This window comes from Arcticibacter svalbardensis MN12-7 (genome assembly GCF_000403135.1).
Classification (GTDB): domain Bacteria; phylum Bacteroidota; class Bacteroidia; order Sphingobacteriales; family Sphingobacteriaceae; genus Arcticibacter; species Arcticibacter svalbardensis.
The window spans coordinates 19,637-36,740 of sequence record NZ_AQPN01000068.1; the positions used below are offsets into that span (position 1 = coordinate 19,637).

The following is a 17,104-nucleotide window of genomic DNA, read 5'->3' on the forward strand; positions in this document are numbered from 1 at the left end:
TTTATTTGTTTTTCTAAATAAGTAGTTAGAAGGTCCTTTGTTTTGCTGGTATTCTTAGCTCTCTCATAAATCTGAATACCACTTAAAGACTTGGTGATATCAACTAAGAAAATATATATTTTGTTTATATTTAATAAAACTTCAGAAAATGATCGATCAGAATGCATGCAGCCACATTAAGGCCATTAAAAAAGTTGTCGTAGGAAAGAACCGTATTTGCGAGGAATGCATCAAAATACAAGGCAGCTGGATGCATTTGCGCACCTGTCAGACTTGTGGTCACACCCTTTGCTGTGATGCTTCTCCTCATAAACACATGACTAAACATTATCATGAAACCCAGCACCCAGTTATTGCTTCCGCTGAAAAGGGTGAACGCTGGCTTTGGTGTTACCCTGATGAACAGTTTGTCGACTATTAACCTATCTACCAGTATGAATCAAACGTTGATATGGATATATTTGTATATTTGAGAACATCTATTCATTCAACTTAAATTTAAGCCAATGTCTCCTTTACCTTTAAGCAACAATGAAGAAGACAGATTAGCTGCACTCGAATCCTATCATATTTTTGATACAGGTGAGGAAAAAGATTTCGATGCGCTAACTTCTTTAGCTTCAGCCATTTGTCAAATACCCATCGCGCTAATTACGTTTATTAATGAAAAGCATCAGTGGTTTAAGTCACACCATGGAACAAATTTAACGGAAAATCTAAGAGAATTGTCGTTTTGTACACATGCCATTGCTTCAAGTGATGAAATAATGATTGTACCTGATGCGGCATTAGACGAACGCTTTGCTGATAATCCAATGGTTACGGGCCCCACTAAACTTGCATTCTATGCCGGAGTGCCTTTAATTAATGAAGATGGACACGCGTTAGGCACACTTTGTGTTTTAGATCAGCAAACTCATAACCTGTCAGTGGATCAGATTGAAGCATTAAAAACATTGGCCAAACAGGTGGTGGACAAGATAGAACTGAGAAGAAAAATGCTGATTCTTGAAAGGACAAATCAGAACCTGTTGAATTCAAATATGATCATTCAGAAATTTGCTTCAATGGCGGCACATGATATTAAAAACCCGTTAAGCAGCATACTCTTGACTTCACAGGCCTTGAAGATCAGGCATGAGAAGATCCAGGATGATGGCTGTTTGAAATTAGTTGATATGAATATAAGTGCAACTAAAACGTTACTTGAACTAGTTGATGATATGCTGGCTTATTCCCAATCACCCTCTTTATTGTTAGAAAAAAAACAAAATTTTGAACTGAACAACATAATTTTGAAAGTGCTTGAACTAATCAGCATTCCAGAGAATGTCGAGATCATATTGCCGCAGGAAAGACATCAATTACATCTATCTTTCATCGCTTTCGAGCAGATCATGATCAACTTATTGAGTAATGCAATCCGTTATAATAATAAGGAAAAGGGAACTATAAAAATCCGCTATCAAGAAGATGAAGATTTCTATCGATTCGAAATTGAGGATAATGGCATAGGTATATCAGAACAATACCATGAAAAAATATTCGATAGCAACTTTACGTTAAAGATTGCGGACCGATATGATAATATGGGTTCAGGCATTGGATTATCAACCGTAAAAGATTTAATTTCTGCTTTAAAAGGAACTATCTATTTAGAATCTACTCCAGGAGAAGGAACCACCTTTTTTATAACGATAAAAAAATAAACAGATATGACATCCCACGAAGAGCAAGCATACAAAGAGTTACACATCTGGCAGCAGAAAATGCTAAAAAAGCCTTCAATTACGGATCGGTTATCCAAAAACATACAAGGTAAAATCAACAATCTGATCCCTGATAAAATTCATAAAGCAATTACGCTGGCCATTGAAAATATGGTGAAAGCGGTTTTGTTTGGTTCCAAATTTACCACCAATAAGGCGCTGTCAGATACATCCTTACATTTACGGGAAGCTTATGTCAAAAAGAAAATAGAATTTTATCAAAAAACAGCTACAGTTGAAGGGGCAGTTACCGGTGCCGGAGGCATTTTAACCGGTCTCGCCGATTTTCCCATCCTTATCGGTATAAAAATAAAGTTGTTGTTTGCAATTGCAGCGTTATATGGACATGATGTAAAAGATTACAAAGAAAGGCTTTATATTCTATATATCTTTCAATTAGCTTTTTCGAGTCAGCAAAGACGTAACGAAGTGTATCAGATAATAGTGAACTGGCAGGGTTATAGTAATTCATTGCCTTATGATGTAGGTGAATTTGACTGGCGCATTTTCCAGCAAGAATACCGGGATTATATCGATCTTGCAAAAATGGCCCAGCTTATCCCTGTTATTGGTGCTGCTGTAGGAGCTATAGCCAATTACAAATTGATCGCTATTTTAGGCGAAACAGCTATGAATTGCTACAGAATGCGTAAAGTAAGCCCTTTGAAAATTACCAATAGATAAAACGATATTAAACTTCTTCTTCCTCCTCTAAATACACCTCATGTACCAAGAACTTCACCAGTTCCATTCCTTCCAATAATTCCGAAATATCCTCCGAATGGATATTATGAATCATTTCCCCTTCTTCAGGTATTTCCGAATTGGGAATAAGTTCAAAAGCACTGTATGGTGCAACCATTTCAACTTCAACCAATTTGATATAACTCACCCCACTATCAATCCAATCCTGAAGGATTTCCGCACTAAATTCCACGTATCCTTTTTTAAGTTGCATTTGCATGCCTTAAAGTTAAGGATAACTTCACCGACTCCTACCCTGTTTTCACCGAAAACTTCCTGCCGTTAGCCTAATACCTCTTTGCTGACATCAGTTCTCAGCCTACTTTTGAATCAACAAACAAAAGAAAAAACAAAAACTCCCCAAAAACAACGTTATGAAAACTCTAAAATCTCTAACAGCAGCAGTATTATTATTCGTATCAATCAGTGCATTTGCAGCAGACGAACCAGGCAATGAAAAGATGAACATGAATTATGCCTTAAAAACCTACATTCAGGCAGTAGCTAATGGACAGGTAAATGGATTCGCTGATGTATTGGACCGCGATGTTAAGTTCACTGTAACAGGCGGTAAAAAAGTAATCAACTACAATAAATCCGAAATGGTAACTTTTGCAAAACAGAATCAAAATATGCAGCAAAACTGTAGCACAGATTATAATGTTGTTGAACTCAACGATGCTCAGGCTCTGGTAAAAGTGACCATGAAATATCCTGATTTTACTAAAGTGAACTTTGTTTCTCTTGCTAATACCACTGAGGGATGGAAAATTACGAATGTAACCTCTTCTTTTTGATGATTGTACCTAATCTAACTAAATTTCACATATAGCAAAAGACCCGAATTTCGGGTCTTTTGTATTTTAATGAGATCATTCCAATTATAGAAAAGAAAATGCAGATTTCTTATTTTAAAATCAATACAGGCAAATTAGCATTTAGCGCTATTGCCTCAGAAATGCTTTTATGCGTAAGGGAGTAGAAAAAACTATGCTTTCCAGGAAGCGCTATAATCATTTGCACCTCGTTTTGTTCCTGAAATTGCAAAATTCCCTTTAAGATATTTTTATTTGATGAATAATATATATCATACTGATATTTTGACAATATATCTTCCAGCATGTCTTCATGCGCATCCTGCATATGTTTATCGCCCGGAGCCACATTTAGCACCAATAACTTTGGATGAAGCCATAGATAAGTATGTCGTAAGTTTTTTAGTAAATTAACGGATGATACCGTAGAAAAGTCGCAAGGTACCAAAGCTCTTTCAATCGGCTGATAAGGCACATTGGATGGAACAATCAATACGGGAACTGTGCTCGTTTTTGCTATGTGAATAACCTGCGACTCTACAAAACTATCATCCTCATCTGTTTCACAGCAAACACCTGCAATAATGAGGTCAGGTTGCTGCTCGTTGGAAAGCTGATTTAAGGCACGTGCTAAAGGCTCTTCACTGGTAATAGTTTCTACAATAACTCCGGTTTTTACTTTCGTTCTTAACCTTTGTGCAGTTAGTTGTAACTCAGCTTCCAGAATTGTCCTGTCTTCTGTCATGATTTTATCACTTACCTGAACATAATCGACTGAAGGGATACACTGGACATATATAGGAACATATAAACTCAGCAGTAGGATAATCCTTTCATTTTCAGTGGCCGCACTAAAGGCAGTACCGTATTTGATGGCATTTTCTGCGGCAACAGAATGATCTACTGGTATGACAATTGTTTTCATTTTTCTAAACTATTAATCGGTTAAACAATAGTTAATGTTTAAAAATGTGTAACCTCATACTAAGATAATGAGGCATATAACTACATACAAAGTTAGCGTTATGCATTAAATATTTAAAAAATTCAAGCAAATGTGTCTGATATCACAGACGATGGATTTTCGTTTTTAAAATGGTTAATTATGGCGTACTATATTATTAATGTTACTTATAAATGGTGATAATGATATCAATTTGATTAATTTTGCGCTTAGAATTGAAAAACAAACACTCCTATATCAAACGGGCTGTTGCCCTATTCTTGCTTTGTGTATTTGCTATAGCACTTACGCCATGGAGTTCTTTTCATCATCATGAAAAGGAGGAGAAGTATTGCGGTGTAAATGGAAAATTCTGTTCGCATAAAATACATGTTAAAAGTCAGGTACATTCCTGTTTAATTTGTTCAGCCCATTTTATCAAGGATTATTGCTTTCCAAATAAACTGGTATTTAAAGTTAATCTGCAATGTACTATTCTTGTAAAAACCTTTGCCACTACACCCGCCTCTTATACTCTTTTAATTGGCACCTCTCTTAGAGGACCACCATTGGCCTGATCATTCACAAACTTATGAATCAATCCCTTTAGATGGTTGATGCTAAATTTATTTTGATTGATATGGATCTGGTAAAACGGATTGCTTATCAAACGATCATGCCCTATTTACATAAAATATTTTATGAAAAATATACATCTATTCCTAGTTGTCATCCTGTCTGCCTTTGTTTTAACCAACTCATTTGCAGCTGATATATCCGAATTGTCTGGTAAAATTATTGATGCACAGAGCCAATCTGCTTTACCAGGTGCCACAATTGCTATTCCCGATCTGCGCGTTTCTGTTGTAGCGGACAAAAATGGCGACTTCACTTTTAAAAATTTACCTGCACGCGGAAGATTTCTGGTTCAGGTAAGTTATGTTGGTTATAGCACCATTACCCAGTTGATTGACTTTTCCAATCAGTCCACTTTAGCATTTTCACTTCATCCCAGTGTAATAGAAGGCAGGGAAGTGATCATTACCGGCTCTGCTACCAGTTCTGATAATCGCAAAAATAGTACATCTGTAGCCAGTGTCAGTAAAGCAGACCTTTTATATCATCCTTCAACAAACCTGATCGATGCCATTTCCCGTGTACCAGGGATCTCCCAGATTACTACAGGTCCATCGATATCAAAACCCGTAATTCGTGGTTTAAGTTATAACCGAGTAGTAACCGTAAATGATGGAGTAAAACAACAGGGACAGCAATGGGGGGATGAACATGGTATTGAAATTGATCAATATAGTGCCGACCATATTGAAGTGTTAAGAGGTCCCGCTAGTTTAATGTACGGATCGGATGCACTCGGTGGTGTTATTAATATCCTTGATGGATTACCGACACCTGATGGAACACTGAGAGGCGAATTTCTAACTAATTATGCCAGTAACAATGGCTTGTCTGGGAGCTCTTTGATGCTGCAGGGTAACGAAAATGGTCTGATTTATAAAGCCCGGGCTTCGTATAAAAATGCGTATTCCTATCAGACCCCAACAGAGTATGTGCCTAATTCAAGTTTTAATGAAACAAATTTCGAAGGACAAATAGGTTTAAATAAGAAATGGGGATATGCACATCTGGACGCATCCAGCTTTCACAATAATATAGGATTTTATGAACCTGTAAGAAATGAAAGCGGAGAGTTAATTGATGAAGAAGGCAATGTCTTTACCGATAATCAGAATAAGGATAGAACGCTGGCCTTTCCCAAGCAAGATGTCCGCCATACTAAATTCGCCCTTAATAGTAATTTGCTTTTTGGTGAAGGGAGTCTGAAGTCAACATTTGGTTATCAGCATAACCAACGCCGTGAGCTCGAAACAGCCGGTGAAGGCAATGCCTTGTTTTTAAACAGTCATACCTATAGTTATGACCTGAAGTATTCCTTTAAAGATCAGAACGGCTGGGCGCCTGTAGTAGGTGTGTCAGGCGAATTTATTCACAGCTCGAATACCACTGGAGAAGAGCAGCTAATTCCCGATTATAATTCACAAGCCTTGGGTGGATTTGCTTATATCAAAAAAACCTGGGATAACGATACCTTTAACGCTGGAGCAAGGTTCGATTATAGAAAAATGACCGGTAAAGCTTTTGATGGTGATGCCACATTTGACGCCTTCAACAATGAATTTTCACATATAACAGGAGCTTTAGGCTACACACACGAATTCAATGATGATTTTAGCTTCAAAACGAATGCTGGAAGTGCATTCCGTGCGCCAAACATTGCCGAATTATCCTCAAACGGAGTTCATGAGGGTGCTTTTCGCTATGAAGTAGGTAATGCTAATCTTAAACCGGAGCAGAGCTACCAGCTGGACGCAGCTTTCGATTATCAAAACCAGTACATCAGCGCAAGTTTAGGTGGTTTTGCCAACTATATAAATGATTATATTTATTATAGTACCAATGGTGAAACCCGGTTAATTGACGATCGCAACTTTCCTGTCTATAGTTTTGTTCAGGATAATGCTTTTTTACGCGGTATTGAACTCTCTCTTACTTTGCATCCGGTCAAATTTATCCACTTCGAAAACGGTTTTTCTTATACCAGGGCAACCAACCGGACAACTAAAGAGTCTCTTCCATTTATTCCTGCAGCAACATTGCGCAATGAACTGCGTTTTGAACCTACCATTTCAGGAACGTCGCACACCTATTTTTCTGTTGGAATAGATAACTTCTTTAAACAGAATAAGATTGATCAGTTTGAAAGTGCTACATCAGCTTATACACTGCTTAATGCAGCAATTGGTACTACTTTACAAATAAGCAAAAGTCAGCATGTTACTTTATATATCGCTGGTAAGAACCTATTGAACAAAGCCTATTACGATCATTTAAGTCGCTTTAAGCCAGGAAGACTTAGTGATGAAGATCCTACATTAGGGATTTATAATATGGGACGCAATATTACATTTGGTATAAATGTTCCTTTTACATTGAAGCATTATTAATAATATATACTTAAAAGCCCCGCTCCTTTTAAAGAAGCGGGGCTTTTAGGTATAAAAACGATTATATAAAAAACTAAAATGGGTCAGTAAGTTCACTCACTCTAATTAGTTTTTTATTCACAAATTCCTCTATGCCCAAGCTGGATAACTCTCTGCCATATCCGGAACGCTTAGTTCCTCCAAAAGGAAGATCTGGCTGTGTCCAGGTAGGGTGATTAATAAATACCATTCCGGTATCCAACTGATCCGCAATATTTTCCCCTCTTTTTTTATCGGAAGTAAATACAGATCCTCCTAAGCCGTATGGCGAGTCATTAGCCAATGTAATTGCTTCCTGTTCATCTTTCACGCGATAAAAAGAAGCTACGGGACCAAAGAGCTCTTCATGATAAGCAGCCATTCCCGGTTTTAGGTCCGTTATAATAGTAGCTTGAATAAAAGCACCAGGACGATCGATACGTTTTCCACCAATTACAACCCTTGCTCCTGCATCTACAGAACGCTGAACCTGATCTGCTAACTGTACAGCAGCAGCTTCGCTGCTCAAAGGACCCAATTCAGTGCTAGCATCCATTGGGTCGCCAACCTTTAATCCGGTTAATTTAGCTGTAAATTTTTTAAGAAATTCATCAGCCACAGCATCTAGAACAATCATTCGTTTAGACGCCACACAACATTGTCCGGTATTGTTCATCCGTCCAACTACAGCCCATTCTACTGCCTGGTCGATGTCTGCATCTTCTAACACGATAAAAGCGTCGCTTCCACCAAGTTCCAACACAGATTTCTTAAGTGACTTACCTGCTGCCTCAGCTAAACTAGCACCAGCTAATTCACTTCCTGTAAGAGAGACTCCTTTAATCCGATCATCTGCAGCTAACAGGGAAGCGTTTTTCCCGGAAAGAAACAAATTGGTGTAGATTCCAGCAGGGGCTCCAGCTTCTGTAAATAATTCTTCTATAGCCTGAGCACACTGTGGGACATTAGAAGCATGTTTAACTAAAATAACGTTTCCCACCATGATATTAGGGGCAGCAAAACGGGCTACCTGGTAGAATGGAAAATTCCAGGGTTCTACACCTAGTAGCACACCAATAGGACTGCTTTTAATATAAGCTTCCCCAAATTCTGTGTCTAATACCTTATTAGCTAAAAAGCGTTCGCCATTTGTAGCGTAATAGTCTATAATGTCTGCACTTAAATCTATTTCTCCTGCACTTTGAGCAAGCAATTTACCCATCTCTAGTGTAATCGTATGAGCAAGCTGATCTTTTTTATTTCGCATTAGATCCGCTACTTTATGCAATAATGCAGAACGCTCCTCGTAACTCGTTTTCTTCCAGCTATGAAATTGTGTTTCAGCTTTTCCAACTGCAGCATCCACTGCATCAGGTGTCATTTCTTCAAAGTTCTTAATTACCTTGTTGTTAAAAGGATTAATTGTTTGTATTGCCATTGTTTGAATTTGTTAATAGAATTTAAATGAAAAGCTTCTTAAACTATTCAATTTCGAGTATATATACGTTTCAGGATATGTGAAACTGCCTTTATTGGGAGCAATGATTAATGGGATTTGTGAATACTATGGCTCAAAATCATGAATTACTTAAAACTTGAATAGTTTAAGATTTAAGTATGCAACAATGGAGATTTTATAATGTTTGTCCTCCTTCCCTTAAAATGGTATGTTTTCAATTAAACCCTTACATCTTACTCGAATCGTGCCCTGCCATTGTATCTGCCCGCACATATTTTATATTGGGGATTGCCACTAAAGGATAAGTAATTTGGTCCTCTATAATTTGCGGACTCCTTCCCATCCATTTCCAATCCCATATCCACCAGTTGCCCCATGCAATAATGAAAGTGCATAGTTGCTCCTGATGAAACACCAAGATAAAAAACAACGAAAAGGGTAACGAAAAACTTCTTCAATGTGAATGAATTTAATTATTGATGCATATATAAGTATTTGTTTGAACTATTTCAGTTCATTTCATGAGGTTATCCTAAACGCATATTAAACCTATTTATTTTCTTATTTATAATAAGTCTAAATATAATAATATATCTTAGCGAAAATTTATTCAACCCCATGGAGATTAAAAACTACTTATTTACGTGTACTATAATGCTTCTATTACCCTGGTATTCATACGCACAGAGCTCAAAAGGCGTCATACAAGGTGCAGTCTCCGATTCTTTATATCATCAAGTTTCCGATGTAAATATTCATATCAAAAGGTTAAACCTAAAGACAGTCTCCGATAAATCAGGCCAATTTAAATTGGATAGAATTGATCCGGGAACTTATACGATTACTGTTTCAAGCACGGGTTATGAATCACAGCAAAGAGAGGTAGTGGTTCTAGCCAGCGATACTCTTCGTGTAGCCATTGTTTTGAATGATAAAAGCGCTAAACTAGATGAGGTTATTGTATCCGCAAGCAGAAAAGCTGAATCACTATCACAAACCCCCTCCTCAGTTACAGTACTTACCGCTAAAGACATTAATACACAATCGGTCATCAGTCCTAACCTTGCGAATATACTTTCTTACAGCGTACCCGGTTTAGGTACCTCTACCAACCAGACAGGAAATTCAGGACAAACCCTTCGCGGTAGAAACGTATTGGTATTGATCGATGGCATTCCACAATCTACACCTCTTCGTGCTGGAGGCAGAGATATTCGGAGCATAGATCCCTCCGTTATTGAACGCGTAGAAGTCATAAAAGGAGCAACAGCCACTTATGGTAATGGTGCAGAAGGAGGTTTGATCAACTATATCACGAAGAAGGCCAATACCGGAAAACAATTTGGTGGTTATACTCAAATAGGCCTTACCGGAAACCTGGAAGGTGATAGCACAATAGGCTATCGTGTATCACAGCAATTTTATGGTCGGGTAACGAAGTTCGATTATATTGTAAGTGGCATGTACGAGAAGTCCGGCGTATTCAGAGATGCTAAAGGCCTTGTCATATCGCCAGAATACGGTCTGGGAGAAACGAAATCTTACAATGGTTTTGTCAAAGTAGGTTATGATATTACTGCGAAACAAAGGTTAGAACTGATGTACAATTATTTCAGTTCCAGACAAGACTCCCGATATGTAACCAAAACCGGAGTTTATGACCAATCACCAGCTATAGGAATTGCCGGTGACAGGCCAGGAGTAGATGAAGGAACACGTTTTAACCACAATTCAAACCTCCAATATACGAATCAGCAGATCTTCGGAAATACAGATCTGACAGCCAATCTTTATTTTCAAGATTTTTATACCATTTATTCAAATTCAGCATCCTTTTATGAAGGCGGACAATCTGCAATTACCTCTACTAAAAAGGGAGCCCGTTTAAACCTAAATACACCTCTTAATTTCATTCCGCAAGTTCCTATGCAACTAAACTACGGATTGGATCTTATGAACGATCAAACGGCACAAAAACTGGTTGACGGACGATCATGGGTACCCAAAATGAATATGCTGAATGTTGCGCCCTACCTTCAGGCCAGTGCCAATTTGTTTAGTTACCTTACTCTGAAAGCAGGTTTAAGAGCCGAAAATATCAATATTGATATAGACGATTTCAACACACTTGCCACAGGAGCAAATGGCGCAGGTAGCATTGCCGTAAAAGGCGGGACATTAAATTATAATGCATTGGTATTCAATGCAGGCGCCCGTTATTCGAAGTTGAAACTGTTCAACCCTTTTATTAGCTACGCACAGTCCTTCTCTGTATTTGAACTTGGCAGAGTGCTGAGAGCAGCCAAGGCAAACACATTAGAACAGCTGGAAACCAAACCTATCATTATCAATAACTACGAGGGTGGTTTTAGCAGTACAATAGGAAATCTGAACTTCAGTGCTGCCTATTATTATAGTACATCAAAGTTAGGCGCTAATTTACTGGAGGTAAACGGTGTATATATCTCCCAGCGAATCCCGGAACGTGTTTATGGTTTTGAGCTACAAGCAGATTATCAGTTGCTGAAATCTTTAACAATCGGTGGTAACTATGCACAGGTTGAAGGTAAAGGCGATGTGGATAATGATGGTAAGTATGATGGTGCCGCTGATGTGTACTTAAATACAACTCGTATTCCACCATCAAAGACGACTGCATACTTGAAGTTTACAGGAGTTCAAAATCTATCTTTAGACTTGAACTGGATGCGTGTAGGGAATAGAGATCGTTTTAAAGCGAATGCAACTACCGGAAAATACCTCATTGGCGAAGGTCCGGTTAAGGAGTTTAATCTCTTCAATCTTGCGGCTTCTTATCGGGTAAGCCAGCCGTTAAGGGTAAACCTGGGCATCGAAAATGTATTCAATAAAGCTTATTACCCGAGCATCTCCCAATTTTATGGAAGCGATATCAATTATGTTCGCGGTAATGGACGAAGATTTAACCTTTCAGCTGGATATTCTTTTTAATACGTGACTAAGAAATTTAAAAAATCGATCAGACAAATACACTTGTGGCTGGGCTTAAGTACCGGCCTCATTGTATTTGTCATCAGCATTACGGGATGTATCTACGTTTTCGAAGAAGAGATCCGCAATAGCACACAAACCGAACATCTTTATGTTCCGGTGCAGAAAAAGACATTTATAGGTTTAGCCAAAGTAATAAGCAATTTTGAACACGTTGCTCCTAAGGGCAAGATCACATTGATTAGAATTACAGAAGAAAAACCCAATGCTACGGTTGAAATCAATACAGGAAAGAAGGTTTACTATTTCAACCCCTATAACGGGAGTCTTGTTTATGAAGGCAAGCCCGATTGGTTAGATACCGTTCAGGAAATCCATACCTCACTCCTTCTTGGGGAATCCGGTAAATTCATCCAGCGCTGGTCTGTTGTAATCTTTGTCCTGATGCTTATTACAGGCTTGATTCTATGGTTTCCAAATCAAATGCGATTACTAAGACAATCAGTGAATATCAAATGGAAAGCCTCGGCAAAAAGAGTAAATTATGATCTTCATAATGTGCTGGGTTTCTATGCATCAGGCATTTTAATTGTCATTGCATTGAGTGGTTTGTTCTTTGCGTTTAAGGAAGTCAAGCTAGCAGCCAGCTTTTTTACAGGTACAAAACTTTCGGAAGGAAGGAACATAGAATCTCTACAACCTTTATTCAATAAAAAACTTGCCATCCGTTATGACAACGTATACCAGACCATACTAGATCAATACGATAAACCCAATTCAACCAGCATCTCCATCCGAAAAACAGGAGAACTCCGTTTAAGAATGGTTTATCCTTACAAATGGACACGTAAACAAAATACTTTCTTTTTTGATGACTCCAACAGCCAACTATTACGTGCAAAATTATACAAAGATTTCAATGCTGCCGATTTCATTGAGGCAACAAACTATGATTTACATACAGGTAAGCTATTTGGATTATTTAGTAAAGTAATTGCTTGCATGGCTAGTTTAATAGCTGCAAGTTTACCGGTAACAGGCTTCATGATCTGGTGGAATAAAAGACGCAAACCTGCCTCTAAATCACTTTAATTACATGTTCACTATTCGCCTCCTCTAACCAGCCAAAGGAAATTACATCCGTCAACCCCTGTTCCTTAAGAAGTGACTCAAATTCCTCAACCCCCTGAGGTTCCACAGCTACTAACAAACCACCACTAGTCTGAGGATCGGCAAGAATGAATTTCTGTTGATCTGTCAATGTGTTGATCTGATGACCATAGCTCTTCCAGTTTCTCTCGGTACCACCTGGATAGCTCTTTTGACTTAAATAATATGGCATAGATGGAATTACCGGAACCTTATCAAACTCAACAACGGCAGATAAACCACTCCCTTTACACATTTCAGAAAGATGTCCCAGCAAGCCAAAACCCGTTACATCAGTCATCGCTTTTACGCTCTCCAACTGACCCAATAATTCACCCAGTTTATTTAAAGTAACCATACTTTTAAGGGCAATTGCGGCATCTTCAGGAAGTAAAATACCCTTCTTTTGGGCCGTAGATAAGATCCCCACACCTAGCGCTTTTGTTAAGTAAAGTCGGCAACCTACTGTAGCAGTGGAATTTTGTTTCAGGTGTTTAATATCCACCATTCCACTTACAGATAAGCCAAAAACAGGTTCCGGACAATCAATACTATGTCCACCGGCAAGCGTAATACCTGCAACTGCACAAATAGCACGAGCGCCATCAAGTACCCTTTGTGCTGTTTCGGGTGGAAGTTTTTCAATAGGCCAACCCAATATAGCAATAGCCAAAACAGGTTTCCCGCCCATTGCATACACATCACTGATCGCATTTGCGGAAGCTATTCTGCCAAAATCATAAGCATCATCCACAATTGGCATAAAAAAATCAGTAGTCGAAATTAATGCAGTACCATTGCCCAGGTCGAAAACCGCGGCATCATCCCTTTTATCATTACCTACTAAAAGACGAGGATCAGCTACAGCAGGAACAGCACTATGCAGAATAGTATCCAGTATAGCGGGACTGATCTTGCAACCACATCCTGCACCATGTGAGTATTGAGTAAGTTTTATATCTTTAATTTCCATTTTTGTCATTTATTGTTGGTTGTTCACTATGTATAGCATTCAAAATTTTATTAACATCGGCTACTAAATCTATCCTGTCTATATTTACTAAAACTACCCCTTCCTTATTTCGCTTGCTTAAAGCAGTAGCATACGTTTTATCATAATATACCAGTACGATCCGAATAAAGTCAGCCATTCTATTTTCCTCTATAGCTTGAACGGCAAGTTTAGTCTGTTCCAAACCTAATCGCTTTTTCAGGCGTTCTGTACAGGATATTAAAAAGCCAGCATCCAAAACACAGTATTCTTCAACCAGCATTTCAACCCTTTTTCCCTGTGGTACATTTATATTCAATAATAACGAATCACACATTTGATCCCAAAAAGGATGGGGTATACATCGTTGACCTATGGTTAAACTTTCATCCTCTACCCAGGTACGTTGACACGGATCAAGTTGCTTGAGCTGAAGGGCTAAATCATTCTCAAACTGTTCCTGTGTAGGCTGAATGAGGATGTTCATCGATCCATAAGCTGATCCCTGATGTTGAGCTAAACCCTCCAAATCAATCACCTGCTCATTTATAGACTGAAGCTGATGTAATATCTGAGTTTTACCAGATCCTGTCATGCCACCCAAAACGGTCAGCTGATAAGGCTTCTCAAACTGTTCAATAGTCCACTTCCTGTAATTTTTATATCCCCCTTCAATAAGATAAACCTCAAATCCATATAAATTAAGTGCCCATGCCATCGCGCCACTTCTCATTCCTCCGCGCCAACAGTGAACACCAATCTTCATCAATGGTGCAATTTCCAAAGCTTGTTTGATAAAGCCTGACCACTTGCTACCCGTCAGATCAAAGCCTAATAATATAGCCTGTTCTCTTCCTACCTGTTTGTAGGTAGTTCCAACAATGACTCGTTCTTCATTTGTAAATAACGGGATATTGAACGCCCCTGGAATTTTTCCCTGCTCAAATTCTGCAGGAGTTCTCACATCGACTAAGGGTATAGCATTAGGTAGGCTGATAAAATCATTAATGGAAATTGGGTTGATCATTATCTTGATTTGACACAAATATGCGCAAATTATAAGACTTGATTGTTAAAGCAGCGTAAAGCCAAAATAGGTTCATTGCCCCGGCATGCTATAGATGAACTCTTCAGTAACAATTTTTCAGCATTTATTTCACGTTCAACCTGCCGCCAGTCAAAGGTGTCATGCCAATACTGAGATAGCTCTTTCATGTACGAAAGGTTTGCTCCATATTCCCATTCAGAATCGATTATTTCATCCGGCCAGTGGATATTTTCTAATCTTAATTTTAAATCATCAAGTAGCTGTTGAGGGATATCTGCTGAAAAGGGTTGTGCCATAGTAGGTATTGAATTGCTATTTTTGGGAAAGCAATGTATTCTCCATTTACAATACAATTATCCTGAATTAATATATGATATTTTTAACCAAAATCTTAATTACAAAGAATGCGCAAGCTTTATAAATTGATAGACATATCCATTTATCTCCTACTCTAAATTAAATTCCAATATAATTGTATAAACAAATTCCTTTATATTTGATCATGGAAGCGATGATAGAAAAATATAAAGGAATACATCCTGGAATGGTACTAGAACGCGAACTAAAGAAAAGAAATCTTAAAAAGGCTCCATTTGCACTTTCTTTACCAGAATATCCTCAAACTTTAAATGAAATAACAAAAGGTAAACGGGGATTAACACCTGCTTTAGCATTAAAGATAGATACAGCACTTGGTTTTGAGGTAGGAACCATGTTTATCCTACAAGCTTATTACGAAATCAAGAAGGAAAAGGAAAAACGTCAATATTATCTTTTGTAGTAATAGGTACTTCCGTAAAATTCATTGGAAAATTAAATTTAGCACCCGATTTCATTTTATCCCCTGGAAAGAAGAATTTTACTTGTTTTTGAGTAGGATCAGCAGTACTTATCTGAGCCATACCAGGCTCTGATAAGTACAACATAGCTAATAATAGAGCGTATCCCGGTTTTTCCATTAGCTGTAATCGTTTACTTTGATTTACGTAAAACCCAGCACAGGATGTGGCTGGTACAGTTCTTCCAAACGTTTGATGTCTTCATCCGATAATTTCACCTCTAAGGCTTTAACGGCGTCTTCCAAGTGACCCGGTTTACTGGCACCTATGATCGGCGCAGTAATTCCAGGTTTGGTTAACATCCAGGCTAATGCAACCTGTGCATTCGGAATGTTCTTTTCCTCAGCAATTTCAGTAACCCGGTTCACAATGTCGAAATCTGAGTCCATTTGATAAAGCGATTTACCGAAGTCGTCTGTTTTAGATCTTTCAGTTTCGTTTCTTTCTTTGGTTCTTTTTCCAGTCAACAGACCGCGAGCTAATGGTGACCATGGAATCACCGCTATCTTTTGGTCGATGCAAAAAGGAATCATCTCCCTTTCCTCTTCACGATAAATCAAGTTATAATGCGGCTGCATGGACACGAACTTAGTCCAGCCGTTCAATTCTGCCGTATACTGAGCCTGCGCGAACTGCCAGCTATACATGGATGACGCCCCTATGTAACGGGCCTTACCGGCTTTCACCACATCATGCAGAGCTTCCATTGTTTCTGCTATCGGTGTATCGTAATCCCATCGATGGATCTGATATAAATCAACATAATCAGTTCCTAAACGTTTAAGGCTGGCGTCAATAGCGCTCATGATATGTTTTCGGGATAGCCCTTTATCGTTAGGCCCCGGTCCCATTGGATTAAACACTTTAGTAGCCAATACCACTTCATCTCGTTTTGCAAAATCGAGAAGTGCCCTCCCAACTACCTCTTCACTCGCACCAGCGGTATACACATCAGCGGTATCAAAAAAATTGATACCTAATTCCAACGCGGTCTTTATAAAGGGTCGGCTTTGTTCTTCGTTCAATGCCCATGGCCAACGGTCTGTTGGCGTTCCATAGGTCATCGTGCCCAGGCAAAGTCTTGACACTTTCATGCCTGTATTTCCAAATCTGATATATTCCAATTGTAAGCGATTTAAAATTTATAAAACTTTCTAAAATACTTATGAACTTAACCCAATTTTATCAAAGTTAGTTTGCTTTAAATTTCTTTATAATGTAATTAACCAATTGCTAAATATGATAAAGGAGGTTTTTAATCACATGATTAGCTTTAGCACATTTGCCTCAGGAAAACATCGAAATTTACTTCATTATTATCATATCACTAGCTTTT

18 protein-coding genes are annotated in these 17,104 nt (G+C 38.3%); 9 read left to right on the forward strand and 9 right to left on the reverse strand.

Going from position 1 to position 17,104, the window contains the following annotated elements; genetic code table 11:
• Positions 1-130: 130 nt before the first annotated feature.
• Positions 131-310: a hypothetical protein gene (locus ADIARSV_RS22445; protein ID WP_016194997.1), complete on the reverse strand. Its 180-nt coding sequence runs from the start codon at positions 308-310 to the stop codon at positions 131-133.
• On the opposite strand from ADIARSV_RS22445, the gene ADIARSV_RS22450 reads away from it, so the two are divergent.
• The 3 genes from ADIARSV_RS22450 to ADIARSV_RS08235 all read left to right on the forward strand — a co-directional run bounded on the left by ADIARSV_RS22450 (position 251) and on the right by ADIARSV_RS08235 (position 2,453).
• Complete coding sequence (locus ADIARSV_RS22450; RefSeq protein WP_235048385.1) at positions 251-421, forward strand: UBP-type zinc finger domain-containing protein; 171 nt, start codon at positions 251-253, stop codon at positions 419-421. The two genes, ADIARSV_RS22445 and ADIARSV_RS22450, sit on opposite strands and share 60 nt — an antisense overlap.
• 85 nt (positions 422-506) lie before the next feature.
• Positions 507-1,709, forward strand: coding sequence for a sensor histidine kinase (locus tag ADIARSV_RS08230; protein WP_016194999.1), 1,203 nt, complete (start codon positions 507-509; stop codon positions 1,707-1,709).
• A 6-nt stretch (positions 1,710-1,715) separates the two neighbouring features.
• Positions 1,716-2,453 (forward strand): EcsC family protein, encoded by a 738-nt coding sequence (locus tag ADIARSV_RS08235; protein WP_016195000.1) that lies wholly within the window; start codon positions 1,716-1,718, stop codon positions 2,451-2,453.
• 7 nt (positions 2,454-2,460) lie between these two features.
• Here the strand turns inward: ADIARSV_RS08235 and ADIARSV_RS08240 are convergent, their stop codons facing one another.
• Complete coding sequence (locus ADIARSV_RS08240; protein ID WP_016195001.1) at positions 2,461-2,727, reverse strand: hypothetical protein; 267 nt, start codon at positions 2,725-2,727, stop codon at positions 2,461-2,463.
• A gap of 160 nt (positions 2,728-2,887) precedes the next feature.
• On the opposite strand from ADIARSV_RS08240, the gene ADIARSV_RS08245 reads away from it, so the two are divergent.
• Positions 2,888-3,310 (forward strand): nuclear transport factor 2 family protein, encoded by a 423-nt coding sequence (locus ADIARSV_RS08245; RefSeq protein ID WP_083936545.1) that lies wholly within the window; start codon positions 2,888-2,890, stop codon positions 3,308-3,310.
• A 109-nt stretch (positions 3,311-3,419) separates the two neighbouring features.
• Here ADIARSV_RS08245 and ADIARSV_RS08250 read toward each other — a convergent pair whose 3' ends face one another.
• Positions 3,420-4,253 (reverse strand): universal stress protein, encoded by an 834-nt coding sequence (locus ADIARSV_RS08250; protein WP_016195004.1) that lies wholly within the window; start codon positions 4,251-4,253, stop codon positions 3,420-3,422.
• A 254-nt stretch (positions 4,254-4,507) separates the two neighbouring features.
• Between ADIARSV_RS08250 and ADIARSV_RS08255 the strand changes: the two genes are divergently transcribed.
• Together ADIARSV_RS08255 and ADIARSV_RS08260 are read left to right on the forward strand one after the other, a co-directional pair.
• Entirely contained in the window at positions 4,508-4,849 is a 342-nt protein-coding gene (locus ADIARSV_RS08255) for a hypothetical protein (RefSeq protein WP_152439812.1), read from the forward strand.
• A 123-nt stretch (positions 4,850-4,972) separates the two neighbouring features.
• The gene (locus ADIARSV_RS08260; RefSeq protein ID WP_016195006.1) at positions 4,973-7,294 is read left to right on the forward strand and encodes a TonB-dependent receptor; all 2,322 of its coding nucleotides are present in this window, start codon (positions 4,973-4,975) and stop codon (positions 7,292-7,294) included.
• A gap of 73 nt (positions 7,295-7,367) precedes the next feature.
• On the opposite strand, the gene ADIARSV_RS08265 is transcribed toward ADIARSV_RS08260, so the two are convergent.
• A complete protein-coding gene (locus ADIARSV_RS08265; RefSeq protein WP_016195007.1) occupies positions 7,368-8,750 on the reverse strand; it encodes an NAD-dependent succinate-semialdehyde dehydrogenase in 1,383 nt (460 codons plus the stop codon).
• A 254-nt stretch (positions 8,751-9,004) separates the two neighbouring features.
• A complete protein-coding gene (locus ADIARSV_RS08270) occupies positions 9,005-9,229 on the reverse strand; it encodes a hypothetical protein (protein ID WP_200864732.1) in 225 nt (74 codons plus the stop codon).
• Positions 9,230-9,389: 160 nt separating this feature from the next.
• On the opposite strand from ADIARSV_RS08270, the gene ADIARSV_RS08275 reads away from it, so the two are divergent.
• Together ADIARSV_RS08275 and ADIARSV_RS08280 are read left to right on the forward strand one after the other, a co-directional pair.
• A complete protein-coding gene (locus ADIARSV_RS08275; protein ID WP_040299542.1) occupies positions 9,390-11,741 on the forward strand; it encodes a TonB-dependent receptor in 2,352 nt (783 codons plus the stop codon).
• A 3-nt stretch (positions 11,742-11,744) separates the two neighbouring features.
• Positions 11,745-12,833, forward strand: coding sequence for a PepSY-associated TM helix domain-containing protein (locus ADIARSV_RS08280; RefSeq protein WP_152439814.1), 1,089 nt, complete (start codon positions 11,745-11,747; stop codon positions 12,831-12,833).
• Here the strand turns inward: ADIARSV_RS08280 and selD are convergent.
• Genes selD through ADIARSV_RS08295 form a run of 3 tightly spaced genes read right to left on the reverse strand, consistent with a single transcriptional unit; the run spans position 12,820 to position 15,225 of the window.
• Positions 12,820-13,863 (reverse strand): selenide, water dikinase SelD, encoded by a 1,044-nt coding sequence (gene selD / locus ADIARSV_RS08285; protein WP_016195011.1) that lies wholly within the window; start codon positions 13,861-13,863, stop codon positions 12,820-12,822. The genes ADIARSV_RS08280 and selD overlap by 14 nt on opposite strands.
• Positions 13,853-14,908: a tRNA 2-selenouridine(34) synthase MnmH gene (gene mnmH, locus ADIARSV_RS08290; protein ID WP_016195012.1), complete on the reverse strand. Its 1,056-nt coding sequence runs from the start codon at positions 14,906-14,908 to the stop codon at positions 13,853-13,855. The genes selD and mnmH overlap by 11 nt, the downstream gene beginning before the upstream one ends.
• Before the next feature lie 29 nt (positions 14,909-14,937).
• Entirely contained in the window at positions 14,938-15,225 is a 288-nt protein-coding gene (locus ADIARSV_RS08295; protein ID WP_016195013.1) for an epoxide hydrolase N-terminal domain-containing protein, read from the reverse strand.
• Between the two features lie 176 nt (positions 15,226-15,401).
• Here ADIARSV_RS08295 and ADIARSV_RS08300 point away from each other — a divergent pair, with 176 nt between their 5' ends.
• Positions 15,402-15,710 (forward strand): helix-turn-helix transcriptional regulator, encoded by a 309-nt coding sequence (locus ADIARSV_RS08300; RefSeq protein ID WP_016195014.1) that lies wholly within the window; start codon positions 15,402-15,404, stop codon positions 15,708-15,710.
• Positions 15,711-15,911: 201 nt separating this feature from the next.
• Here the strand turns inward: ADIARSV_RS08300 and ADIARSV_RS08310 are convergent, their stop codons facing one another.
• Complete coding sequence (locus ADIARSV_RS08310) at positions 15,912-16,892, reverse strand: aldo/keto reductase (RefSeq protein WP_016195016.1); 981 nt, start codon at positions 16,890-16,892, stop codon at positions 15,912-15,914.
• Positions 16,893-17,104 lie beyond the last annotated feature (212 nt).